The 23,953-nt window shown below is 47.6% G+C and carries 24 protein-coding genes, 2 tRNA genes and 4 pseudogenes; 6 read left to right on the top strand and 24 right to left on the bottom strand.

Features of this window, described 5'->3' with window-relative positions; translation table 11 throughout:
- Positions 1–11 precede the first annotated feature (11 nt).
- Positions 12–2,183: an ABC transporter substrate-binding protein gene (locus BLV54_RS04020; RefSeq protein ID WP_090568134.1), complete on the bottom strand. Its 2,172-nt coding sequence runs from the start codon at positions 2,181–2,183 to the stop codon at positions 12–14.
- A gap of 277 nt (positions 2,184–2,460) precedes the next feature.
- Between BLV54_RS04020 and BLV54_RS04025 the strand changes: the two genes are divergently transcribed.
- Positions 2,461–3,246: an SDR family oxidoreductase gene (locus BLV54_RS04025; protein ID WP_090568136.1), complete on the top strand. Its 786-nt coding sequence runs from the start codon at positions 2,461–2,463 to the stop codon at positions 3,244–3,246.
- A 15-nt stretch (positions 3,247–3,261) separates the two neighbouring features.
- Here BLV54_RS04025 and BLV54_RS04030 read toward each other — a convergent pair whose 3' ends face one another.
- The 9 genes from BLV54_RS04030 to BLV54_RS04070 form a co-directional block, all read right to left on the bottom strand.
- Entirely contained in the window at positions 3,262–5,142 is a 1,881-nt protein-coding gene (locus BLV54_RS04030; protein ID WP_090568139.1) for a SurA N-terminal domain-containing protein, read from the bottom strand.
- A gap of 79 nt (positions 5,143–5,221) precedes the next feature.
- Positions 5,222–5,298 (bottom strand) — tRNA-Asp (locus BLV54_RS04035).
- A 34-nt stretch (positions 5,299–5,332) separates the two neighbouring features.
- A tRNA-Val gene (locus BLV54_RS04040) sits at positions 5,333–5,408 on the bottom strand.
- Positions 5,409–5,431: 23 nt separating this feature from the next.
- Positions 5,432–5,704, bottom strand: a complete 273-nt coding sequence (locus BLV54_RS04045; protein WP_090568142.1) for an HU family DNA-binding protein — start codon at positions 5,702–5,704, stop codon at positions 5,432–5,434.
- A gap of 280 nt (positions 5,705–5,984) precedes the next feature.
- Complete coding sequence (locus BLV54_RS04050; protein WP_090568145.1) at positions 5,985–6,974, bottom strand: NAD(P)H-dependent glycerol-3-phosphate dehydrogenase; 990 nt, start codon at positions 6,972–6,974, stop codon at positions 5,985–5,987.
- Positions 6,971–7,432, bottom strand: a complete 462-nt coding sequence (locus tag BLV54_RS04055; RefSeq protein ID WP_256329112.1) for an SH3 domain-containing protein — start codon at positions 7,430–7,432, stop codon at positions 6,971–6,973. The genes BLV54_RS04050 and BLV54_RS04055 overlap by 4 nt, the downstream gene beginning before the upstream one ends.
- A 12-nt stretch (positions 7,433–7,444) precedes the next feature.
- Entirely contained in the window at positions 7,445–7,921 is a 477-nt protein-coding gene (secB, locus tag BLV54_RS04060; RefSeq protein ID WP_090568147.1) for a protein-export chaperone SecB, read from the bottom strand.
- Between the two features lie 63 nt (positions 7,922–7,984).
- Positions 7,985–8,242: a glutaredoxin 3 gene (grxC, locus tag BLV54_RS04065; RefSeq protein ID WP_090568150.1), complete on the bottom strand. Its 258-nt coding sequence runs from the start codon at positions 8,240–8,242 to the stop codon at positions 7,985–7,987.
- Positions 8,243–8,260: 18 nt separating this feature from the next.
- Positions 8,261–8,677 (bottom strand): rhodanese-like domain-containing protein, encoded by a 417-nt coding sequence (locus BLV54_RS04070; protein ID WP_090568153.1) that lies wholly within the window; start codon positions 8,675–8,677, stop codon positions 8,261–8,263.
- A 384-nt stretch (positions 8,678–9,061) separates the two neighbouring features.
- Here BLV54_RS04070 and gpmA point away from each other — a divergent pair, with 384 nt between their 5' ends.
- From gpmA to BLV54_RS04090, 4 genes are all read left to right on the top strand, one after another.
- Positions 9,062–9,811, top strand: coding sequence for a 2,3-diphosphoglycerate-dependent phosphoglycerate mutase (gene gpmA / locus BLV54_RS04075; protein ID WP_090568155.1), 750 nt, complete (start codon positions 9,062–9,064; stop codon positions 9,809–9,811).
- A gap of 62 nt (positions 9,812–9,873) precedes the next feature.
- Entirely contained in the window at positions 9,874–11,091 is a 1,218-nt protein-coding gene (locus tag BLV54_RS04080; protein WP_090568158.1) for a murein hydrolase activator EnvC family protein, read from the top strand.
- Between the two features lie 46 nt (positions 11,092–11,137).
- Positions 11,138–12,565 (top strand): S41 family peptidase, encoded by a 1,428-nt coding sequence (locus BLV54_RS04085; RefSeq protein ID WP_090568161.1) that lies wholly within the window; start codon positions 11,138–11,140, stop codon positions 12,563–12,565.
- Between the two features lie 42 nt (positions 12,566–12,607).
- Complete coding sequence (locus BLV54_RS04090) at positions 12,608–13,384, top strand: HesA/MoeB/ThiF family protein (RefSeq protein WP_090568164.1); 777 nt, start codon at positions 12,608–12,610, stop codon at positions 13,382–13,384.
- 27 nt (positions 13,385–13,411) lie between these two features.
- Here the strand turns inward: BLV54_RS04090 and BLV54_RS04095 are convergent, their stop codons facing one another.
- The 6 genes from BLV54_RS04095 to BLV54_RS17170 form a co-directional block, all read right to left on the bottom strand.
- Positions 13,412–13,585, bottom strand: coding sequence for a hypothetical protein (locus BLV54_RS04095; RefSeq protein WP_218132307.1), 174 nt, complete (start codon positions 13,583–13,585; stop codon positions 13,412–13,414).
- Positions 13,585–13,812: a hypothetical protein gene (locus tag BLV54_RS15425; protein WP_143032413.1), complete on the bottom strand. Its 228-nt coding sequence runs from the start codon at positions 13,810–13,812 to the stop codon at positions 13,585–13,587. The genes BLV54_RS04095 and BLV54_RS15425 overlap by 1 nt, the downstream gene beginning before the upstream one ends.
- Positions 13,813–13,845: 33 nt before the next feature.
- Complete coding sequence (locus BLV54_RS04100) at positions 13,846–14,700, bottom strand: polysaccharide pyruvyl transferase family protein (RefSeq protein ID WP_090568167.1); 855 nt, start codon at positions 14,698–14,700, stop codon at positions 13,846–13,848.
- 345 nt (positions 14,701–15,045) lie between these two features.
- Positions 15,046–15,189: a hypothetical protein gene (locus tag BLV54_RS15945; protein ID WP_176969666.1), complete on the bottom strand. Its 144-nt coding sequence runs from the start codon at positions 15,187–15,189 to the stop codon at positions 15,046–15,048.
- Positions 15,190–15,211: 22 nt separating this feature from the next.
- Positions 15,212–15,544: a hypothetical protein gene (locus BLV54_RS16370; RefSeq protein ID WP_143032414.1), complete on the bottom strand. Its 333-nt coding sequence runs from the start codon at positions 15,542–15,544 to the stop codon at positions 15,212–15,214.
- A complete protein-coding gene (locus BLV54_RS17170; protein WP_218132308.1) occupies positions 15,492–15,863 on the bottom strand; it encodes a transposase zinc-binding domain-containing protein in 372 nt (123 codons plus the stop codon). Before BLV54_RS17170 ends, BLV54_RS16370 begins: the two co-directional genes overlap by 53 nt.
- Before the next feature lie 357 nt (positions 15,864–16,220).
- Between BLV54_RS17170 and BLV54_RS17175 the strand changes: the two are divergent.
- Positions 16,221–16,576, top strand: a pseudogene (locus tag BLV54_RS17175) (ThiF family adenylyltransferase).
- Positions 16,577–16,667: 91 nt separating this feature from the next.
- Here the strand turns inward: BLV54_RS17175 and BLV54_RS04125 are convergent.
- From BLV54_RS04125 to cpsB, 8 genes and pseudogenes are all read right to left on the bottom strand, one after another.
- Positions 16,668–17,099, bottom strand: a pseudogene (locus BLV54_RS04125) (ATP-binding cassette domain-containing protein); the annotation flags it as partial.
- A 544-nt stretch (positions 17,100–17,643) separates the two neighbouring features.
- Entirely contained in the window at positions 17,644–18,537 is an 894-nt protein-coding gene (locus tag BLV54_RS15435; protein ID WP_143032416.1) for a hypothetical protein, read from the bottom strand.
- Positions 18,538–18,547: 10 nt separating this feature from the next.
- Entirely contained in the window at positions 18,548–19,321 is a 774-nt protein-coding gene (locus BLV54_RS04145; protein WP_143032417.1) for an FkbM family methyltransferase, read from the bottom strand.
- Positions 19,322–19,324: 3 nt separating this feature from the next.
- A pseudogene (locus BLV54_RS17180) lies at positions 19,325–19,441 on the bottom strand (IS481 family transposase); the annotation flags it as partial.
- 48 nt (positions 19,442–19,489) lie between these two features.
- Positions 19,490–21,439, bottom strand: coding sequence for a glycosyltransferase (locus BLV54_RS04150; protein WP_090568194.1), 1,950 nt, complete (start codon positions 21,437–21,439; stop codon positions 19,490–19,492).
- 4 nt (positions 21,440–21,443) lie between these two features.
- Positions 21,444–22,358, bottom strand: coding sequence for a glycosyltransferase family 2 protein (locus BLV54_RS04155; protein WP_090568197.1), 915 nt, complete (start codon positions 22,356–22,358; stop codon positions 21,444–21,446).
- Positions 22,358–22,966, bottom strand: a complete 609-nt coding sequence (locus tag BLV54_RS04160; protein WP_090568199.1) for a hypothetical protein — start codon at positions 22,964–22,966, stop codon at positions 22,358–22,360. Before BLV54_RS04160 ends, BLV54_RS04155 begins: the two co-directional genes overlap by 1 nt.
- Positions 22,967–23,062: 96 nt before the next feature.
- Positions 23,063–23,227, bottom strand: a pseudogene (gene cpsB, locus BLV54_RS04165) (mannose-1-phosphate guanylyltransferase/mannose-6-phosphate isomerase); the annotation flags it as partial.
- Positions 23,228–23,953: the final 726 nt, after the last annotated feature.

Genomic DNA, 23,953 nt, shown 5'->3' on the forward strand with positions numbered 1-23,953 from the left:
ATTACTCCAGTTTATGCAATTGCTCCCCTGAGCCCGACAGTTCGTTGTCTGCGACGATAGACAATGATTCCAGGAACAAGGCTTAAGGCAAGCACAGTTACCGCCGCTCCAATTGGCCATATCACCGGTTCATTCCATTCACGCCGCTTTTGCTCACGCAAAACAGGGTCAATACGTAAATATTTCATGTTGTTATAAGATAATTTATTGGTTTTTACATTTTTGTACCAGGCATGATATAAAGCATAATCTTTCGGGTGATACCCCCACAGCCAAGGTGCATCCTGGCGCAGGATCTCAACCATACGAGCGATGATTTGCTCCCGTTTTGGACTATCTTCCATCTTTTCCATCTGCTCGAACAATCGGTTATATTCGGCACTATCATAATTAGCAGCATTATTCCCGCTATTATTGCCAGCTTTACCCTGAGGACCATACAGTAGAAACAGAAAGTTTTCTGGATCAGGGTAATCTGCATTCCAACCCCACTCAAAAATCTGGGCATTACCCTTGCGTATCTTGTCCTGAAAGCGATTATAGTCAGTGCTCCGAACGATTAGCTGGATATTAATTTTTCTGAACTGTTTACGCATCCAGTCAAGTATTGATTTGTCATCGGCACTGCGCGCTGTCACATCGTAATACAATACAAGTGGTGTGCCAGTCTTACTATCTATTCCGTTAGGATAACCAGCCTCCGCCAACAACCTCTTTGCTTCTTCAATGGTTCTGCGTTGCGCCTTTCCATCTTGCCATTTATAGACAATTGAATTAATTCCCTCCTTGCCTTCTCGATAGCCCGTAATTCCGGGTGGAATAGGGCCCTGTGCAGGAATACCTCGACCATTGGCAAATATCGAGACATATTCTTCATAATCCACTGCTATTGAAATTGCTTGTCGTAATTTACGGGCAGACTTCTTTTCTTGCTCAGTACGGCCTCCCACAACCGGATCCAGCATATTGAATCCGATATAATAAGTAGAAGGCGCTACGGCTGTCTCCAATCGTATCCCTTGCGCCATCATTGCTTCAGTAACTGTTGCCTCGCCTTGCCCTGTGAATTGTACTGCTTGATCAAAACTGTCAGAACCGATCCCAGAAGCATCATAATAGCCTTGGAGAAATTTGTTCCAACGCGGAATATTTTCCTTCTCGCGACTAAATATAACCTTGTCTATGAAGGGAAGCGGTTTACCAGCATCTTCCAATAACCCCTTTTCTTCATCATCAGGCATACCTTCAGATGGAAAAAGCTCTACATGAAAATTTGGATTTCTTTCCAGGATCATGATTCTATTAGGATCATTCTCTGTAAGCATGTAAGGTCCAGTCCCTATAGGGTACCAATCCAGGGTTATATTTTTTTTTGCAAGCCCTGCTTGGGCGTAAAAGCGATCAGCCTCCCAGGGAATGGGTGAAAAAAATGGCATTGCCAACCAATACATGAATTGGGGATACTTACCTTTTATTTTGATACGATAAGTATAATCATCTACCTTCTCAACTCCTGTTAATGGAAAATTGCGCAAATCAAGGTGCGAATCCTTAGGAGTAGCACCAGCTTCCTTTCTCAATGTTTCGGCATATTCCCTCAGACCGACGATATAATCTGCCATTAAGCCAAATATGGGTGAATGCAGTCTTGGATGCGCCAGTCGTTTAATTTGATAAATATAATCTTCCGCCAACAATTCCCGTGTACTCATTTGAGAAAAATCAGCAAGCTTGAAAACTCTTTGTAAATCCTCTCGAGTCAGATCATGATAGAGAAACTCTCCCTGATCACCCCTAGCAAATGCCGGATGAGGTTGATAAAAGATACCCTGCTTAAGAGAAAGCTCATATACGGAATACGCAATGTCAGCGCTTTCATTATCAGTTGGTAAAAGATTCCCTTGCTCGTCAAAATATTGCACGACTGGCATTTTGTTTACTGTCTGCGGGATAAATGTAAACGGACGTTTCAAATAATGGTACTGCAAAGGAGGTTGGTATATCTGAGCAGTAAACAAAATTTCATTAGAGCTATATGATTGAACAGGATCAAGATGTTTGGGACGTTCAGCGAATGCATTGTAAAGAATATTTTTACCGGAATCACCGCTTGGATAGGGATTATTCCATATAGTCCCACTGCAGGCCGTCAGAAATAAAATCAAAACAATAAGTGGATTCATCCTGAGGAACCCTTTAAAAAAGAAACTAGAGATCTGGAATGGAAAAACATTTAATCATATCACTGTAGAGAAATGAATTTCAGCATAAGTATAGACGATGGGATACTGTATCCACATTATTCAGCTTATATTTCATGCTATTTTCGCAGAAGATGTAGAGTAGAAAATAAGATAAAGACAATCTATACCTTGCGGCAATCTGACTGTTTTCGCCACACTCCTCTTTATCATAATCCTTAGGTTATAATTCCAGATTCGACTAGGAGAAGAACATATTATGGGATTTCTAGACAATAAACGTATCCTCATCACCGGACTACTCAGCAATCGATCTATCGCTTATGGTATAGCCAAAGCCATGAAGCGCGAAGGGGCACAACTTGCCTTTACTTTTCAAGGAGAAGATATAAAGGATCGCGTTGCAAAACTGATTGGTGATTTTGACAGCCATTTGCTGTTTCGTTGCGATGTCAGAAATGATGAAGAAATTAATCAATGCTTTACAGATTTGGCCAAAGAGTGGGATGGATTGGATGGTATTGTACACTCTATCGCATTTGCGCCACGCGAAGCATTAGCAGGTGATTATCTTGAAAGCGTTAATCGTGAAGCATTCAATATTGCCCATGAAGTCAGCTCTTATAGCTTTGCGGCATTAGCAAAAGCTGGCTTGGCATTAATGGAAGGAAGAAATGCCGCACTTCTAACGCTCAGTTATCTGGGCGCTGTCCGCGTTATGCCAAGTTACAATGTAATGGGCCTGGCTAAAGCCAGTCTGGAAGCAAATGTGCGTTTTATGGCTTCCAGTCTAGGTAAAAAAGGTATACGCGTAAATGCAATCTCAGCGGGGCCGATTAAAACACTGGCGGCATCTGGCATAGCCAGTTTTGGTAAACTGCTGGGATATGCTGAGAAAGTTGCGCCATTACGAAGAAACGTTACAACTGAGGAAGTTGGTAATGTCGCTGCTTTTCTCTGTAGTGACTTAGCCAGCGGTATTACGGGCGAAATTACTTATGTTGATGCCGGATTTAATACAATCGCTTTTGATCTTGAGGAATAATAATCTATTACATTATCAATAGCTTTCTTCTCGGATTTTAACATCGTATCGCTGCCTGAGGCCAAGCTGATACGATGATAATTCCTCCTGAACAATCATCTGTTTTAACTGATTACTAAAAACTTGGTATTGAGCTTTATCCAAAGATACTGGTTCAATAACACGATTAATACGGATCAGATTAAAACTTCCGTCTGATCCCGTTATACCTGTATAAGCTGGTAATTTACCAATTTCTGTCTGGAAAATAGTACGCAAAGTATCTATCTCCATTCCTTGGGGTCGCATATAAGATACCTCTTTAGCATCACCCCATGAAACCAAGGCATCCTCACCAGCCTGTAATTGAGCTAGTTTGGCTCTGCCTTCTTGTTCAGCCAGTTCAGCAGCAAACTGTTTCTTAACGCGATCGATGATCTCATCTCTGACCACATCTAATGATTGAATCGCCGCTGATTTGTGCTCCAATACTCTGGCAGAAACTAAAGTATCAGACATGACTTCTATCGCTTCTGTATTGCGTTTATCGTTAATTACATCGTCTGAAAAAATTGCTTGCAGCAGTTTTTCATTAGTAACGATTGCAGGCTCCTTCGATTTTTTATCGATCCACCCACTTTGCTTTATTGGCAAGCCAAATTTTTCTGCAGCTGGCTGCAAAGAATCACTTTGCTCGTATACTATATTGCTGAAATCTTCCGCAATTTTACCAAAACTGCTTGCTGCCTTCTGGCGTTTCAAAATCTGCTCAATATCATCTCTTACTTCTTCCAAGGATGCTATCTTCGCTGGTTTTATTTCAGAAAGTCTAATGATATGAAAGCCAAAAGCTGTTTCAACAGGACCCCGAATTTCATTAGGCTGCATTTGAAATAGCTCATCTTCAAATTCCTTAACCAATATACCACGTCCTAAGAAACCTAAATCTCCTCCTACTTTTGCTGAGCCTTGATCTTCCGAATTCTCGCTTGCCAGTTCAGCAAATTTCTCTGGCTCTACTTTTAATTGCGCCAGTAAATTCTCCGCTTTATCGCGTGCCGTGGCTTTTTCATCATCAGAAGCTGTTGCAGGAACAGTAATTAAAATATGACTGGCTTTTCGCTGTTCTTCTTGACCGAACTCACTTTGATGTTCATCAAAATAATTTTTAATTTCATCTGCCGTAACTTCTTCTTGCTGAGTCAATTCTTCTAAAGACAATACCAAATATTCAATGCGCACTCGCTCGGGCAGAAGAAAATCTGTTTGATGATTATCATAGTAAGACTGTATTGCCGCCTCATCCGGGGTAATCTGCGATACGAAATGTTGTGGCTCAATCTTAACTTGATTTATTTCACGCTTCACTTCACTTAAGTGAGCTACATTCCGGGTTACAATGTCTGGAATCATTGCACTTCTGGTAATCGCTTCCAATAATTGCTGCTGCATAATCTCAGCTACCACACGTAATTCAAACATTGCTGGCGTCATTTCCTGACGGCGCAACAACTCTTCATAACGCTGATAAGAAAATTTTTGATCCTCGTGGAAAGCTGAAATATTCTGAATCTCGCGCGCTAATTGTGAATCCAAAACAGTTAATCCTACATTGGCTGCTTCGCGTTTTAGCAATTTTTTCTGAATCAAACTTTCTAATACTGCCAAGCGCATCTGAGGATTATCAAACATGGTACTGTCGAATTTATCCCCTAGCATATTACGCATGGTCTCATGTTGATTCCTAAGCGCTTGTTCAAATTCTCTTCGCGGAATCTCTTCACCTTCAACAACTGCGACATAGCTCTCTTGACCATCAGTACGATACGACTGCACACCCCAAAACATAAATGGCAACACAGCTAGTAACAGAATAACCTGAACGATGATCTTTTTTTGATGAACAAAATCAAACACAGCTAAAACCCAGTGAAGTAAAAAATGAGAAGGAAGGCTACACTAATATACTATTTTAAGCTCGCCCTTAATAAGAAGTTGGCGGAGTGGACGGGACTCGAACCCGCGACCCCCGGCGTGACAGGCCGGTATTCTAACCAACTGAACTACCACTCCTAACCTATAAAAAATCTAACTCTTGCTCGCTGATTGGTGGGTGCTGACGGGATCGAACCGCCGACATTCGCCTTGTAAGGGCGACGCTCTACCAGCTGAGCTAAGCACCCAACCTTGCTCTGTAAGATAACGCTTAGTTTACCGCATCTTTGAGTGCTTTACCAGCGGTGAATTTTGGTACTTTTGCCGCTTTGATTTTTATGACTTCTCCAGTACGGGGATTGCGACCAGTACGTGCAGCTCTTTTTCCTATTTTAAAGGTTCCAAAACCAACTAAGGTGACACTTTCATTCTTTTTAAGCGCAGATTTAATCGCAGATAGCGCACCATTTAATGCATCTCCTGCAGATGCTTTAGAAATACCAGCAGACTCTGCAATGGCATCGATAAGATCAGATTTGTTCATTTAATTCCCCTTGTGCGTTATTGGGTTAGTGGTAGTTAAATCACAAACAAAAAATTCTGCAAACGCCCTTATATCAAGCCTTTTGCGCCTGGTCAAGTCATTACCTTAAAATTTCTTTTTTTTTGGGTATTTTTATCCAGAAAATATAGAGACTATCTCTTAAGGACAGCACATAAGGCGCAAGGAGCCAAACTCGACAAAATCACATTTTAAAAAAAGAGATAATCACCGCCAGAATTTAAAATTTACTCAGCACCTATAGTGCATATTATAAGCACTATCAATCAAACTCTGTTCTCGGTTCACGTTCGAGAATTTTCTTAACTACCATTTCAGCAGGCACCCCATCATAAATAACACTACATACTGCTTGTGTCACGGGCATCTCGATCTTTAAGTGTCGACTCATTCGCTCCGCCTCTCGTGCAGTATGCACTCCTTCTGCTACATGACCGATTTTCTGTAAAATATCAGGCAGCAATTGGCCAGCAGCTAACAGCATCCCTACTTGGCGGTTACGCGACATGTCACCCGTGCAAGTTAAAATCAGATCACCAATGCCGGCTAATCCCATAAATGTCTCTCTGCAGCCACCCAATGCCACACCCAGACGCGTAATTTCTGCTAAACCACGTGTTATTAATGCTGCCCGTGCATTATTGCCCAGTTTTAATCCATCAGAAATCCCGGTGGCAATTGCAATAACATTCTTTATAGCTCCACCGGTTTCTACACCAACCACATCGTTGCTCGAATAAATACGTAAGCAAGTTGTGTGAATTTTACCAATAATATATTTAGAAAACTGATCGTCATCTGATGCTAATGTTAGTGCTGTAGGTAATCCTTGCGCTACTTCTTGTGCGAAGCTTGGGCCTGATAAAATACCACAGGGCGCTGTTTCAGAATAAACTTCCTGCACTATTTGATGAGGCAGCAACGCCGATTGCGCCTCAAACCCCTTACATCCAAGAATTATTGGCAATGCTTTACTTATTACTCTAATTTTTTGCAATAACTCACGCAATCCAGCAACAGGAACAGCAATCAGAATAAATTCAGCAGTTTTGACAGCAAGCTCAAGCTCTGATGTCAATTTCAAGGAATCAGGTAAAAATAAATCAGGAAGATAGCGTCGATTAACCCGCTGCGCTAAAAGCTCAGCCAACTGGTTCTGATCTCTCGTCCACAATGTGACCTGATGATTTACTGAAAGATTGATGGCTAGGGCTGTGCCCCAGGCACCTGCTCCTAATATGGCAATTTTCATAAGCCCCAGACCTGATTAGATCTGATATAACCAATCTGACCGTCACGATGACGTACTTTAACCCAGTCGGCAACATCGGAGCTTAACCATTCTATAACCACATTTTTTTGGGCCTGAAAAAGTAAGGGCGAATGAACATCTGGCGACTGATATACATCAGCTAATGGAGCAGTCACAATAACAAAGCGCTTATCACTTAGAAATTTTCTCTCTACCCACGCAACCCCACCACTACTATCGCGTACTTTCACCCATCCCTCAACTTTCGCTATTACTTTTAGCGGTAGATGAAGACTTACTACATATAATTTTTCAGCATTCAGCGAAGGAGCGTCATACATTATGACAGCATTCTCTGAGACAGAAAAAAATTCTGTTTCTGCAGCCACACTCCAACACGGGAAAATAAGCAAAAAAAACAGAAAGAAACTTTCGATCAAGCCCCTTCTTTGTAGCAAGTGAACCTCCTTTTAATGGACGCTTTCTGTTTCAGATGTTTTTTGAGTCATCTCGGTTTTTGATTCAGCCTGCTGCTTTTTCTGATGATAAATGACTTCAAAATTGACTGGATTAAGGATGACTGGAGGAAATCCTGCGCGCACCACCGTATCCGACACAGTTTCACGCAAATAAGGAAATAAAATATTTGGACATACGATCCCCAGTACAGGATCAATATCATTTCCCGGCACGTTACGTATCCGAAAGATCCCAGCCTGTTGAGCCTCAACCAAAAACATGGTTTTCTCCTTAATTCGAGAAGTAACAGTGATCGTCAACATAACTTCGTATATATCTCCCTCAATACATGTATCTTGAGTACTTAACTGTAAGTTAATCTCGGGAACCTCCCGATCAAGAAAAATATGCGGTGCATTTGGAATTTCAAGGGAAAGATCCTTGACATAAATTTTCTCAATGGCAAATACAGGTTGTTGCTCACTCATATTAGATTCTAATTGGAATAATTGATAATAAAGATTATTAAACGATAGAGCATCACTAAAAAATCAGGTTGATAACAGTTTTATGACTCCCCCTTGCTGATCGAGTCGCGCAAGATCATCATAGCCTCCTATGTGGGTTTCCCCAATATAGATTTGAGGTACGGTGCGTCGCCCAGTTTTTTTGATCATTTCAGTACGTTGATCGGGATGTAAATCAACTCTGATTTTATCAATTTCCTCAACACCTCTGGATCGCAGCAACTTCTCCGCCATCGCGCAATAAGGACAAAAACCTGATACATACATGACCACCTTTGCCATATTCACTTTCTACCCATTTTAGCGATCTTTTACCATTGGAAGATTTTCTCGTCGCCATGTATCGATACCACCGCTAAGATTGTAAACCTTCTTGAAGCCATTTTTACGTAAAACTGCACCAGCATGACCTGCACGTAGACCAGGTTGAAATATCACAACAATAGGTCTGTCCTTGAATTTCTCCAGTTCATGCCAGCGCTCCCCTATCCTCTCAACAAAAATATGTTTAGAATTCGGAGGATGACCTTCAGCATATTCACGATCATCCCTCACATCAAGGATTACCGCATCTTCGTAATTAATAAACCTGATTGCTCTCTGAGCATCTATTTCTTTAGCAGAATTGCGTGAAAGCATTGGCCATAACAACATACCGCCACTCATCATAGCAGCAACAATAAAAAAAACATTATCCTGTAAAAAGGTTGATTCCATATAAGTAAGCGCCCGCTCCAGTTTTCGTCATTCAGTTTTTAATAATTTGTTATTTTAGCAAAGTAGCATTCAAGAATCTCCATCTCTTAAAAAATCTAAAATCTGGCAGCGACGATAATAGCAAAATAATTCATCATGAAAACGCTGATAATCCACAGCATGCTTTACACAATTTTATCCTCAAGATTTTTATTAGAATTTGACTACATTAATAACCACTTAAGCAGAAATGGAATAATATTTTTATATGACTATAAAGTAATTTAATACAACAAAAAACAACGAAGATCACAGGGATATGCTGCGTTCTTTGTCAAAATATAATAAAATTGTGGTACATCAATCGCTTTTACAAACTACTCGCTTCTTCTTTTGAAGGTCAACATGAAAAAACTCGTTCTCCTGCGGCATGGAGAAAGCATTTGGAATAAAGAAAATCGCTTTACTGGCTGGACAGATGTAGATTTAACCCCAAGGGGACAGGAAGAAGCCAGATCTGCTGGTCGGCTCTTGCAAGAGAATGGATTTATTTTTGATGTAGCTTATACTTCAGTGCTAAAACGTGCCATTCGCACGCTTTGGATTACACTTGATCAAATGGATCAGATGTGGGTTCCAATTAATCTTAGTTGGCGATTAAATGAACGGCATTACGGCGCATTACAAGGGTTGAACAAAGCAGAAACAGCTACTCGTTATGGCGAAAAACAAGTCTTACTATGGCGGCGTGGCTACGATATTCAGCCTCCAACTCTTACAATTGATGATAAACGCTACCCCGGTTTTGATCCTCGCTATAGCAATGTATCCAAGCAGGATATTCCTCTGACTGAGAGTCTCAAAGATACAGTCACTAGATTTTTACCTTTTTGGATCCAAACTATTGCGCCGCAAATCAAAGCAGGGCAACGCGCAATTATCGTAGCGCACGGTAATTCCTTGCGAGCGCTCATTAAATATCTTGATAATATTTCAGATCAAGATATTCTTAACTATAACATACCTACTGGCGTTCCTCTGGTTTATGAGCTAGACGATAACTTAAAACCCATTCGCAACTACTATCTCGGTAACTTGGCTGAAATTGAAAAAGCCATATCAACTGTAGCAAACCAGACCAAAGCGGATGTTTAACTTAACGTATCTGGAAAATCGTGCACCCATAGACATTGTGCACGATATATCTGAAATAAATCATGTATTCCAATGGAAGTGATACACTGCGCAAAATCATTACGTTTTTTTTAGCTCTCATATGCACAGGCCAGCTTTATGCCAACCCCCAAGCCAGCAAAGACTTAAAGCAGTTACAAAATCGCATTAAAGCTTTACAAAAAGATCTGGCAAGCAAGGAAACATCTAAAACTGAAGCAGCAGATGCTTTACGCGAATCAGAGCGCACTATTAGCAAAACCAATCGAATATTGCTAATGCTTGCTCAACAGCTGATTGACGCCAATAACAGTCTTGATCAATTATTAGATCAATCTAAACAGATTCAAAGTGAAATTAAAATGCAGCAAGAGCAACTCGGTAAGATGCTTTACTATCAATACATAAACGGACAGCAAGATTACACGCAGTTGCTGCTCAAACAGCAAGATCCCAATCAAATAGCACGCAATCTTCATTACTATGGATACCTCAAGCGAGCACGCTCTGAAAATATTAATACCTTACGTACTCAGCTTGAACAATTGGACATATTAACTCACGAAAGCCACGCAAAAAAAGAAGAAATTGTAAAAATTCAAACTGAGCAAACTAAACGAAAGCAACAACTAGAACAAGAAAAAATCAAACGAGAAGAAATTCTAGCAAATCTTTCCGAAGAAATTACCCAGCAACAGCAAGAAATCAGCAAGCTCAAAAGTGATGAGCAGCGGTTGTCTAATCTAGTAAAAGAAATCGATAGACTGCTTAGCCAAAAAAAATCTACGCCCCCAGTCACGGATAAACCTTCCCAATCTTCGCTCCATAACAGCTTACTTCCTGATTCTTCTGCCAGCGGACATTCATTTGCATCACTCAAAGGCCAACTACGATTACCAATAAGAGGGGAACTTGTTAACCGTTTTGACAGTCCACGGCAGGAGGGAGGAATTAAATGGAAAGGATTATTTATTCGCTCCCAAAATGGCAATGAGGTGAAAGCAATAGCGAGCGGACAAGTTGTATTTGCCGATTGGTTGCGTGGATTTGGTAACCTTATGATTTTGGATCATGGCAACAACTATATGAGTCTTTATGGTTACAATGAAGCTATTTACAAACGTGTTGGCGATCAAGTTCGAAGTGGCGATACGATAGCCACTGTAGGAAACAGCGGTGGTCACCGTGAATCAGGTTTATACTTTGAATTGCGACACCAGGGTAAACCATTTGATCCGTTGACTTGGGTAAAAATAGAATGAAATTTATGGTAAAAATAGTAAAGTTGATAGGCGCGGAGAATATGTGATGCATAATTTTATGAAGAAACTCAGTTTAATCCTCTTGGGAGTTGCTGCTGGAGTAATGATCAGTCTCAACTTTTCCGCTGTAGCTGATAAAGCACTCAAAACGGAATTGCCTCCTCTCCCAATCGAAGAATTACGAGCCTTTACCCAGGTATTTGGTCGCATTAAAAGCGATTATGTCGAGCCAGTCGATGATAAGAAACTTATCACTGAAGCCATCAACGGCATGCTGGTTGGCTTGGATCCGCATTCTGCCTATTTGGACAGCGAAGAATATAAAGAACTGCAAATCGGCACCCAAGGTGAATTTGGTGGACTCGGCATCCAGGTTACCATGGAAGATGGCTTGGTCAAAGTCATTTCACCCATTGAAGACACGCCAGCATTTCGGGCTGGTATCAAAACAGGTGATCTGATCATCAAACTGGATGATACTGCAGTGAAAGGTATGACCCTTAACGAGGCGATCAAACGCATGCGTGGCAAACCTGATACCTCGATTACACTTACTATCGCTCGGGAAGGTGAAAATGAGCCGCTGGTATTCACATTGGTGCGCGCCATTATCAAAATTGAAAGCGTTAAAGCAAAATTAGTTGAACCTGGCTATGGTTATTTGCGAGTCACACAATTCCAGGAACATACAGGTGAAAATCTAGCTCAGGCAATTGAGAAGCTATTCAAGGAAAGCAAAATTCCCATGAAAGGGTTGGTGCTTGATTTAAGAAATGATCCCGGTGGATTACTCAACAGCGCTGTGGCCGTATCGGCAGCATTTCTTCCAACTAATGCGCTCGTCGTCTATACAGAGGGACGCACAAGCGATGCAAAAATGCGACTCATGGCCAGTCCTGAATATTATCTGCGTGGACCAGGTAAAGATTATTTGACAGGATTACCACCGGCAATTAAATCAGTGCCCATGATCACACTAGTAAACGGGGGTTCAGCTTCCGCCTCTGAAATTGTTGCAGGTGCGCTACAGGATCACAAACGCTCCATCGTCATGGGCACTCAGACATTTGGCAAAGGTTCAGTGCAGACTATCCTGCCCCTTGGCAACAATACCGCAATTAAGCTGACAACAGCCCGGTACTACACACCTAACGGACAATCCATTCAAGCTAAGGGCATCACGCCGGATATTATCGATGAAACGGATGATGCATCCCGGCAATTGCGTGAATCAGATCTTAGTCGGCATCTGCGTAGTAACAAAGTTGATGAAGTCATGAAAATTGATGCAGATTCACAGAAAGCCAATGGATCGGAAGATAAACCCAAAGACAAAAAATCTACCACTAAGAAAAGAACTACCCCTCTTGAGTTTGGTTCTAGTGATGATCTTTTGCTTACCAGAGCCATTCAGCATCTGAAAGATGGAGAAACAAAAAGAAAATCTACAAAAACTGCAAAGAAAAGTAGTTAATTCCTTAGCAATGCAATAGCTGAAAAGTGAGGTGGGAGGATCGTGAATGACAGTCAGCTATTGCGTTATAGTCGCCATATCTTGCTGCCTCAGATTGATGTAAGGGGACAAGAAAAGCTAACGCAATCATGTGTACTGATCGTTGGGGCAGGGGGACTGGGTTCTCCTGCTGCGCTTTATCTTGCTGCTAGTGGTATCGGAAAAATCGTTATCTGCGACAAAGATAACGTCGACCTAACCAATCTGCAAAGGCAAATCATCCACAACACCGACGCTATTGGTGAACCTAAAACGACTTCTGCCCGAAGGACTCTTCACCATATCAATCCAGAGGTCGAAATCATGACCTTACAAGAGCAGGTAACAGAAGAAATGCTGGTGCATCTGCTTTCTTCCGCTGATGCAGTAGTAGATGCCAGCGACAATTTTGCCACTCGTCATGCCATCAACCAGGCATGTATTATTCAAAGAAAACCTCTGATCTCAGGTGCTGTTGTGCGCTTTGACGGACAAGTCTCCGTATTTGACCTGCGTTATGCCGACAATCCCTGTTACCATTGTCTTTTTCCCCTTTCTGGCGAAGATAATGATCCCAATTGCGCTGTCATGGGTGTATTTGCGCCTTTAGCCGGAATCATCGGCTGTATGCAGGCAGCAGAAACAATCAAAGTTTTGCTGGGTATTGGCAAAACACTTAGCGGTCGTTTACTTTTACTCGACGGGCTGACAATGAAATGGCGAACAATCAACTTAAAAAAAGATCCTGCATGCGAAGCTTGCAGTCCCAGTGCAGCTGAAAAAAACAATGAAAGCTGGTAGATTAGCTTACAGTGCTCTACCACTCATTCATTTCAGGTCAAACTGCAGCGCTGCCAATCGTGCATAAAGTTCACTGGTTGCCACTAATTCCGCGTGCGTGCCTAGCGCTTCTAAACGTCCTTGATTAAGAACAGCGATCCTGTCCGCTGATTTGACAGTACTCAAGCGATGTGCAATTGCTATCGCGGTACGATGTGCCATCAACTGTGATAGCGCTTGCTGTATCCAATATTCACTTTCTGCATCCAACGCACTGGTCGCTTCAGATATTCTTCAGTTGTGATCCCGAGCGCCAGCGCGGTGGAAAAAGGAGATACTTCCAGGTAGATATTGAAATCTTCGGCTGGCACACCAAGCCGGTTGCGTGCCAGCAGTTCACAAAGAAAGTGGCTGCCACTGCGTGGCAATGTAGCTATGATGCAATCCATCTTTAATGACCTCTATAATGAACGGAGCCGATCTCAGTCGGAAAGAAAATCATGTATCCAAGCACGCAAATAGATGCCAAGTTTTATAGAATCGATCTTGCTGTACTGCTTCAGGATAGAAAGATATTTAGGTTTTTTCATGTTAACTGAATTTCGTTTGTACCACTCACTGGCATCGACTTGATGATTCTGAAAAACAACACTTGAAGAAGGCAGGGAGATACTCTCAACCCAATCAGCCCATTTTGTTTTGCAATCAATATAGCCATTAGAAAAAAAACCGAATGGGACGCCATATGCATACGCAACAATCGCGGCGTGCATAGCACCCGTTAGTACAAAATCAGCTTTCACGATTTTTGAAATTATTTCAATCAAATCCTGAAAATTTCTTGTTTCCGGTTGCAATAATTCATCACAACCAAATTCAACTGGAGAGTAATCTTTTCTCTTTGGGTCCAATATATGAGGAATAAGAATCTTCTTGCCATAGTTGATCCTTTGTTGTTGTACAACCAGTGGCAAAATTATTGCTGGATCACCAGTCACAGAAGTTTTTAAGCCAGCATTTTCTAATGCAACTTTTGTTAAAGGCCCCCTACAACCATAAATATCAGATTGCTTTACTAACTCAGGGGACAACTCTTCGCCACGATAGCCACAACCAATAAATACAGGCCTTCTCCCCTTTTTCAATAATGACTCGATAATTGGATCATAAAGCACTGAGCCGAGTAAGGCATACGCCTTGGAACGGTCTGAACATATTCGCTGCCATGCTTTAGTTTTATATAGATTGCACCCAATTAAATGCGATAAATGATCACCAAAGTTATGGTAATTCAATGAAGGTATCCATTCATAAATCGAACTATCGTGATCAGACAAGTGGCCTCCCGCAGAAACCTTCGTAGGTGAACGAAATGTTTGAAGTGTAGTGAGTCGCCATCAAGGTTATGGTGAGGTTGACTCGTGTTTGGTTGATAATGGAGACCTCTGCATAACTATGTTTTTAGAGTTTTTTTGTGTATGTGTTACCCATAAAATCAATCACTTAAAAATACTAAATTATCCAAAAAGGCAGTTATGCAGAGGTCTCTAATGGCTAAAACGCATGGAAACATAAAGTGGACATGCTTGTCAAGGCACGATCTCACAACCGGCTAGCAGCGAATTGAGTAATTTTAGAAAATCTTTAGAAATCTTTTTGCCGAATAAAAAGTTTACTGAAGCTCAATCTAAAAAATTCTTACGCAGATGTTCAAGCCGGGTGCTGGCCAAAAACCAGTTCAGCGGGCGCAGCAGCGCGCGAACACGCTTGCGCAACAAGCCTCTCCTTGCCATGACACGGCCGAGGAGGGGCAGATGCATGGCCATCTGTTGCAAGACTCTCATAGGGTCATGTTCCGGTCAACCAAGCTCGAAGAGTGAAGCGCGACCTTTCAGGCTTCTCAGGAATCCGGTATGGCAACAACGCGGCGCGATCGATGGCTTGCCCGGCCGGTATCAGTGAATCGTCGCCGAAATGAAACCTGGCCTGGAACTGCCGGATCGCCTCCTGCTTCGAGACCCCGGGAACTGCAAAGTGAACGAGGAAGAAATCGGTGGGCGAGGAGAAGTGATAGGGCCTGGTGTTGAAGGTTTCGTAGGGGACGATAGCGTACAGATCCCCCATGTCCTCACCCTGGATGAGATTCCACACGATCTTGTCCTGGTCGCCATTGGTGAACATGCCGTACTTTCCCTCGTCCCACCATGCTTTCACCTGGGATAGATCCGTGGTCAACACACGTTGGAAGAATTCGTGTGTTTCCCGCGTTGACCTGAAGAAGAAGTTGTCCCCCGCACGAAGGACAGAAACCTCGCCGTTTGCAGGAAAAGGCAACCAGTTTTTCATGGCTGCAGTCAGCACAGCGCAGGCGCAGAAAGCCATGCGCTAAAATGCCACATTCAAGAAACGCATCGAACTCGTCTTTGACAAAATCGGGCAAGCCCAAACCGGTTTCCGTCTCAACTTGTGCAAAGAAGGTCTCAATGTGTTCTTGTACCAATTGGTACAGGGTGGTCCCGGCCGGTGTCGCTCATAATGAATGCGTTTCCCAGCATCCGTGTGGTGAGCGGATGCGTGTAGATTCTCTTGTGGGTTGCGGTACGCAGCCGTTGACATGATCTCTGAGAGTGATGTTCGTGCTCAATGTATCGACTTCTCGGGCCAGGCCTTGAGCTGCTAATTCACTCTGACGAAAAAGGGCATCTATTTCCCCTTTTCGCTAGCGCTGCCAGCAATAAAACAAGTGGCAAGCCGAGCTCGGAATTCATCAATGAAGATAAGTTGGTGGAAGTAACGCCACAATCCAGCCTGCGCAAAAAATTGTTAACCAAAAACGAAAGAAAACGCGCAGACATGGATGCGAAATAAGCCTGCTCTCAGCATCGGAAAAATCGTTATCTGCGACAAAGATCACGTTGATCTTACCAATCTGCAAAGGCAAATCATTCATACTGCCGATGCGATCGGCTTACCCAAAACGACCTCTGCTCAAAAAATGCTTTATCAGATTAATCCAGAAATCGAGGTTCTGCCTTTACAGGGCAGGTAACTGAAGATATGCTGCTGCGCTTAATCCTTTGCGATGATGCAGTCGTCGACGCCAGCGACAACTTTGCCATCCGCCATGCACTCAATCAGGCGTGCATTCTCCATAAAAAATCCGCTCATTTCGGGCGCTGTCATACGCTTCGATGGGCAAGTTTCGGTATTTGACCTGCGTGAAGCCAACAACCCCTGCTATCCCCCACAGCAAGAAATATCAACTGAAAGTTAGTCAATTAGCTTTCAATGCCATACCACGCATTCATTGCATATCAAACTGCAGCGCCGCCAATCGTGCATAAAGTTCGCTGGTTGACATCAATTCCGCATGCGTGCCTAGCGCTTCTAAACGTCCATGATTAAGGACTGCGATCCTGTCTGCTGATTTCACAGTGCTCAAGCGATGTGCAATTGCTATCGTGGTACGATGTGCCATCAACTGTGATAGCGCTTGCTGTACCCAATATTCACTTTCTGCATCCAACGCACTGGTTGCTTCATCCAACAACAAAATCGGCGCATTGGCCAAAATGGCACGGGCAATCGCAATTCGCTGTTTCTGCCCACCTGACAATCCTAAACCTGCGTCACCCAAATGTGTTTGATAGCCTTGCGGCAGGTTAACGATAAACTCATGCGCGTAGGCTGCCTTGGCTGCAATCTCCACTTCTGCGTCCGTTGCATCCTGGGTCGCCCGCGTACAAGGTCATTCCGTGCACTTCGCACGTGGCGAGCGAACTCCGTTCCAGCATCGCGACAGCGACCAAGCCGGAGAGCGGTATGGCCGGCATCGCGGCACGCAGCTCTCGCCAATGCTCGGTTGCTACCGATTCGACGCGCTCTTCGGGCACCTGGGCCGCGGCCAGATAGGCAGCGCGATCAGCGGCGAAATCCTTGGTCCAGCCTCGCTCGGGCACCTGTTCGGTCGAATCGGGAACCGTGCCTAACACGAGCCGGGCGCTCGACGCCAGCGCGGCGCTGGGTTCGCCCCAGAAGGCAGTGGCCCAGAGAGGTCGGCAGGCAATGCATCGTCGTTGAAACGCAGGCTCAGGGCGTCCGGACGGACCCTGACCTCGCTTCCCTTCGAGGAGATGACTGCCACGTGGCGGCCCGAGACGAGTGAATCCAATGCCGGGTACGAATTCCCGAGGATGCTGGCTTCCTGCCACATGGCGAGAGGCAAATTCATACGGTACTTCTGCATTGCGTGAGATCAGTTGATTGCGCGAAGCTGGAGATCATGTGGCGTTCGGATCGAGCAAGGCGCGGTAGGCAGCCGTGAACTGGTCGTGTTGCTGGCGGACTTCCTCGAGCAATTGCGTAGCCTCTTCCACTTTCATGAACTCCTTCACTTCGGAGACGTAGTAGTGCCGCAAATGTTGCAGCCATGAATGGATTTTCTCTTCGCGGGTACCCGGATTCGCCGCGGCGAATCTGTCCCACGCGTCGTCGGACTTGTTGGGCCGACGACCCAGGCCGTCAGGGCGGCGCCGCAGAGCATCGAACAATGCGATGTCCTCGGAGTGCTTTTCCCGCAGTATCGTCATCGCTGCGGTGTCGCCTTGCGCCGGTGCGTTCCGTTGAGTGGCATTCTCGACACCGATCTCAGGTGCGGCAACCTCGAGCTTCTGTGCAATGTGCTCTGCAAGCTGCGGCAGGGTGTGCGGCAGGCCCACGAAGTCGAAGAGATCCAGGATGTCGAGCGCACAGCGGTGCAATGGCCGGCTGTCGTCGCGAAAGCTCGGGAACGCGCGCAAGAGTTCCTCGCAGATGGTGTTGCTCTGCGTCGCCGCATATTCTGCAAGCTCCATCGGCTGCTCGTGGATGTCCGCGCGCAGCTTGTTGATATGCCTGAGGTTGCTCAGCGACCTGTCGATCGGGTCCCTGAGGACGGTGAAAAGGAACACCCTGCGTCGCGGGTAGGCGGCAACCAGGTGTTCGTGCACGTAGTGCCCAAAAATGAAAAGCAGCCGGTCAACGGCCAACGGGCCGGGGACGATGAACTCGTTGTCGCGCAGCCGCTGGATGGCCGATGAGCACACGTACATTTGCCCGCGCTCGAGTTTCGAGCCGAAGGCGGTGTGCAGGGAGGTGCCCGCTGTACGGGTGATGTGCAGGCCGATTGCTGGCATAAAGGCGTTGTCAGGTGTTTTCTAGCAGCGTTTGCCTGAGAAGTTCGGCCGTTGGCGCGAGACTCTCGACCGGAATCGCCGCAAAGTACCATGGATGGCCGCTTTCCCGCAGATTTTCCCTCGTGACGAGATCGCCGAAAAGGTCGGCGAGCCCGTAACCCACGTCTTCGAACTGGTGGAAGAACTGTTCGTCCGAAAACTCGCCGACCTGCTGGCACAGCTCGATCGAGAACTCGAACACCACGATGGGACGCGCCGCCATGAGCGTTTCGCGCGCCCCGCGCAACACCGCTAGCTCGAAACCCTCGACATCGATCTTGATGAAACGTGGCCGTGACGCCTTCGGGATCACGCGGTCAAGCAACGTCTTGTACGAGCTGATCTTCGTGTACTTGTCCGACACGTCGCGCGGGGCGAGACCGGAAAGACCGTCTCTGGATTGGTGAATGAAGAAATCGCACGGGCCCTCCTCATTCGACAGCGCGAACGGAATCAGGTGGGCGTTCCTCGCGTTGTCGGCAGCAAAGCGCTTGCAGAAGTTCAGCGCACATACAGGCATCGGCTCGACGACGTACAGCGTTCCCGTTGGGCCAACAGCGTCCCGCAGCGGGAATGCATGGAGCCCCCAGTTCCCTCCTACATCGACCGCCGTATCGCCTGGCTTGACCACGCGCTTGTAGAACGCGCCGATCAAGGTTTCGAAGAAGCCCATGTCTTCTTCTTGAAGAGCGAAAGCGCGTTGCTTGCTGGCCGCGAGACGCCCTGGATCAACGAACTGTTCCATATGTGTGTTTAGTCCCACGGTGTGCTGGAAAGGATCAACATTAAAGCGTTCAGGTTCTTTTGTCCATATCTTGCAGATATATTCATAGGGCGTAAGGCCGTTGAGAGTTTTGAGGCAGCGTGCGACAAGTTGCGATGCTGCGCAGAGGGCGGACGCTACCGGTCATCACTATGCCCGACAGTCGTCCACGATCCGGTCGAATTGTCGCAGACCGAAGATCGTCCGCACCGGCACGAAGTGGTGCAAAGCCGGCTGTGACGCGATGCAGTCTTCGATCGGATGGTTCCCGAACAGGAGCACCTGTACGCGCCCAGGAGAGCCGATTGCCGAAAGCACCAGGTCGATCACCGTCGAAATTGCTTCGCCTTCCTGCACGAATTTCAGCTTCTTCCAGTCGTGGAGCAGCAATGCGCGGCGCGCGTAGGTTTCGCAGGCCTGTGCGAACTCCTGGTCGCCGGCGAAGCAGGCGTATTGACCGTTGATCGCTTCACGGCCGCCGACGGCGGCCTGGATGAAGGGTTCCCATGTCAGGTTTTGATCGAAGAGTCTGCAGAAGAAGGACAGCAGCGACCATTCCGCGGGAACAGCGCCCGCGTAGGCTCTGCGAAGCGTCGCCTGGAGCCGGCCACCCGATGGCGTCTCGGCCAGGCCGTTCCAGAACCGCTTCCACTCCTGGCTCTCGAAGTCTGGTGCCACGGCGGGGTGGAGCCTAATCATGTGCCGGTGTTGGGATTCCTCGGCCTCGTCGCTGTTGGCTACCGTGCAGAACAGGGGCAGGTACGCGCGAGCCGGATGGAACCGCTTCTCGGCGTCTTCCGAGCAGCGGATGACGAACTCGGTGACGCCCTGAAAACCGCGGGCGAGCGAGACCGAGGCGAGGATGCCGAGGTCCTCGAGCTTCGGGTCGTCGCAGCGAGTGTCGATCAGGATGGTTCTGCGCCGGACCGCGATCATCGAGCGCAGGCGCTGTTCGCATTCGTCGCGGTGCTCGCCGAACCTCAGCGATTCGCGCCTTACCTGGAGGAGCATTGGCAAACGCGAGGACCGCTTGAGCGCGAGCCTGCAGAGTTCCCGGGCCATGCTGTGGGCGTCCGCGAATCCCGAACCGATCCTAAGCGCAGCCTGCCGGATGACTGTGGACGACGCGAGCACGGGCATGCCCCGCCGCACGGCCTCGGTCAGCTTGATGTTCACGCCGGAGCCATCGAAGACCGGGACGACGACATAGTCGATGGCCGCATAGAAGTCATCGAGGTTCTCGACGAAACCAAGCGGGCGCACGAGGCCGTTCACGGAGGGGCGGCCCTTCAGCACTCTGGACACATTGCCGGCGACGAGCAGCTCGACGGGCGCCATCGTGCGTCCGACTTCTTCCTGCAATGCGTTCAGCAGGGCGTTAATGCCCGCGACATTAAACGGATGCGTCGAGCCCAGCATCCCGAAGGTCACCTTCTCCGGGTGCAGGTAGTCCACCCGCTGGCTGTCGACAAGGGCTTGGTTGTCCGGCACGGGATCGCAGGGTAGCAGCGCCGCGCGGGTGTTGCCGCTCGGTGGAAGTTCGCGGCGCAGGTACTCGTACTCCTCTTGCCCGATGGCGACGGCCAGATCCGATCGCTGGATGCCGAACATTTCCTCTTCCTTGGGAGAACAGAAGAAGTCCGGACGCACGCCGATGCGGTTGAAGCCCGCCGCGCGCAAGTGGAACACGTCGTGCACTTCCAGCCATTTCACCGCCGTCGGGGGGAAATAGGAGAAGGCTTTCGTCAGCCACACGTTGTGGACGACGATGATGTTGTACGAGGTCTTGCGCGCCAGCGCGTGGAAGAACGACTCGAACAGCGGCTCGAACCACTCGTCCAGGTGATGCAGGCCATGCGAGCCTTCGGGCGGGCGGCCGGCCTTCTCGGCGGGAAGGACGAACGTGCGGGTGAACATTGCGTTCACCGCGCGCACTTCGTCGCTGTCGATCTTCCATGCGTGCTGGCCCTCGAATGCGAGGAAGGCGCAATCGATCTCGGTGCAGAACGAGCGCAGGAACCGATTGACCTGCTCCACACGCACACGATGCCCGGCGTTGACCTCGGCCGGAGAGAACGGAGTGATGACGAGTGCCTTCATCGCTTCAGTCTGCGAAGCCCATCAGACCCCACTGCGTATGGAAATAGATCGCCGAGAGCTGCTGGTGAAACTCCTCGGCGGTGGCGCAAGGCTCATGCAGCAACCGCAGGGTGCGGGTTTCGGCCGGTGCCGCCATAACGCACTGCTTCCAGCTCGCCTGCACGGTCTTGGCAGGCTCCACGATGCCGGACAGGTGATCCGAGACCGCTTGCCACACCACGCGGCGGCGGAACCACGCCTGTTGCGTGCGTCCCGGCGGGATGCGATGGAGCACCTTGATCGACGGGTCGTAGTAGGTGGACCGCTCGATCTTCTTGAACAGGTGAATTTCCTCGTTGCTGAGCAGGCCAGCATTGCCCTGGCGGCCGAGCTTGACGTCGAACACCCCATTCTCCTCAAACACCTCCCGGCGGAACGCCATGTTCGCACCCACGATGTATTCGCCAGCGCGCAACGGTCGGCAATCGGGTCCGTAGTCGAGGCAGGAGAGATAGGCCGTCAACTGTACGTCGAGCCACTCGGGGCGCTCACAGCCATCGAACAGCGGTTCGATGTAGCCGCCGACGGCCAATGCGTCCTCGTGTGTGTCGAAGAACTCGATGACGCGAAGCGGCCAGTCCTTCGCAGGGAGTGCGTCGTCGTCAATGAAGGCGATGAGGCGACCCGTGCTGTTGGAGATGCCGCAATTGCGGGCATGCGAGAGGCCGGCCGTGTCGCACGTCACCATCTGCACGCCCGCGGGAAGCCATTTCTTCTTCTTGCGACGCTCGGGGGGGGTGTTGTCGACGACGAGAATCTCGAAATCGCGCGACTCCTTCATTGTGGCGCGCGCTTCGAGCAGAGCGTCCACGCAATCGCGAGTCAGATCGTAGCGGTCAAAGGTGCAGACAACCGCAGTGAGCTTCGCTGTCATGGCCATCAATTCAAGGGTTCGATGTCGATGGAACTGAGCGTGAAGCTCAGCAACCGGTTGTCAGTCGCCTCATGGGGGAAATCGGTGCCGTTCACGGGCGGAGACGAATGCGCGACCTCCAGGGTCATCTCGGTGGGCGTGCCCTGCAGGCCCATGTCGATATCGAGCAAGGCTTCGAATCTTCCACCGGGGGTCGCATCGATCCATCTGTGATGCACACCGTTGACCAGGAGCCGGAAGGTATCGTGCAACTCCGGCAGGATGAACGACAGGACGTGGACTCTGATCGTCAACTGCTGGGACCGATCGAGATTCAGCTTGAAGCGGACGGCAGGTGCAGGACCCACCCAGCGCCACCAGTCGGCGCCGTTGGTTTCGGCCGGGTAAAGATTTTCTATCGCAGTCGGCAGGGACGCGTGGAACCTCCACTTTGACAGCCTGGCGCTCGGCACGTCGCCGCGGCGATCCATCATCTCCAGCAGCGTGGTGAACTTCTCGCGCAGGAAGGAGACATCCTTACCCAGCGCGGCGACCGCGTTCTTGAGGGAGGCGATTTCCTCCTTTTGCCGGGAGGCGTCGCGCACGCCGTCCTCGTAATCGTTCACATCCAACATGAGTGCTCCATGCTTGCTCAACTTTTGTAAATCGCGGCCAAGCCTGCGTGCCTGACTACGCTCCTGCGAAAACGATCTATAACGGTCCTCGCGCGCTCAATTCGTCACGCGACAATATCCATCCTCGAACCGGACGATGTCGTCCTCGCCGAGGTACGAACCCGATTGCACTTCGACCAGGTGCAACGGAATCTTTCCGAGGTTCTCCAGCCGGTGGGTCTGGCCAACGGGAATGTAGGCCGATTGGTTCTCCGACAGGAGGGACTCGACGCCGGTGTATAGGAACAATAAACGCCCTTTTTCATAAGAACCGAATATACCAGGAGACAGTTTGGTCGTCAACCTGACCGGAAAGTCATCCAAAATTCGCAAAATTTGTCTTTGATCAGCAGCAAAAAGTGTTGGTTCTGGCCCATTTTTTACCCTTCACGCAAAAGACGCCCAGGGGGAAACGCCAGCGCCATTCAGGGAATGCGCTGAAAAAATGAGCTTGGTTCTCTCAGACAGACCCGAAAGGATCGAAGACCTGCACAGGTGCTCTGGGTGGCGCTCGGGAGAGCAAGCCGAGATGGTCAAGAATTTTAGTGATTGAACCGGATTCCAGGATGGCGGCGATGATTTTCAGGGTTCCACCGCAATGCGGGCAGTGCTCAATGTCAATATCGAACACCCGTTTAAGCAGGCGTGCCCAGCTGATACGCACCGAGACCGGGGGATACGGTACATCGTCATTCCTATCGGATACATTACTTGAGACCTTTGCAAAACTCCCTATTTTCTGAGGGAAGTCTGTAATTTCATATTTTTCATAAACAACTGGACAATATTTTTGCGAATCACTTCCAATTCTTCCGGAGAATGATCGCTTTAGCGCATTTTATTTGTTCAAAAGGCACATTTCTCCTGTGAGAGTCGTGAAAATAGGCTATCGACATACAATTTTGGTAGTCTTTTTAGGTTGTATGCCATGGCTTGCAAAATATGCCA

Origin of the sequence: Nitrosomonas sp. Nm33, from assembly GCF_900107265.1 — a bacterium.
GTDB lineage: Bacteria > Pseudomonadota > Gammaproteobacteria > Burkholderiales > Nitrosomonadaceae > Nitrosomonas.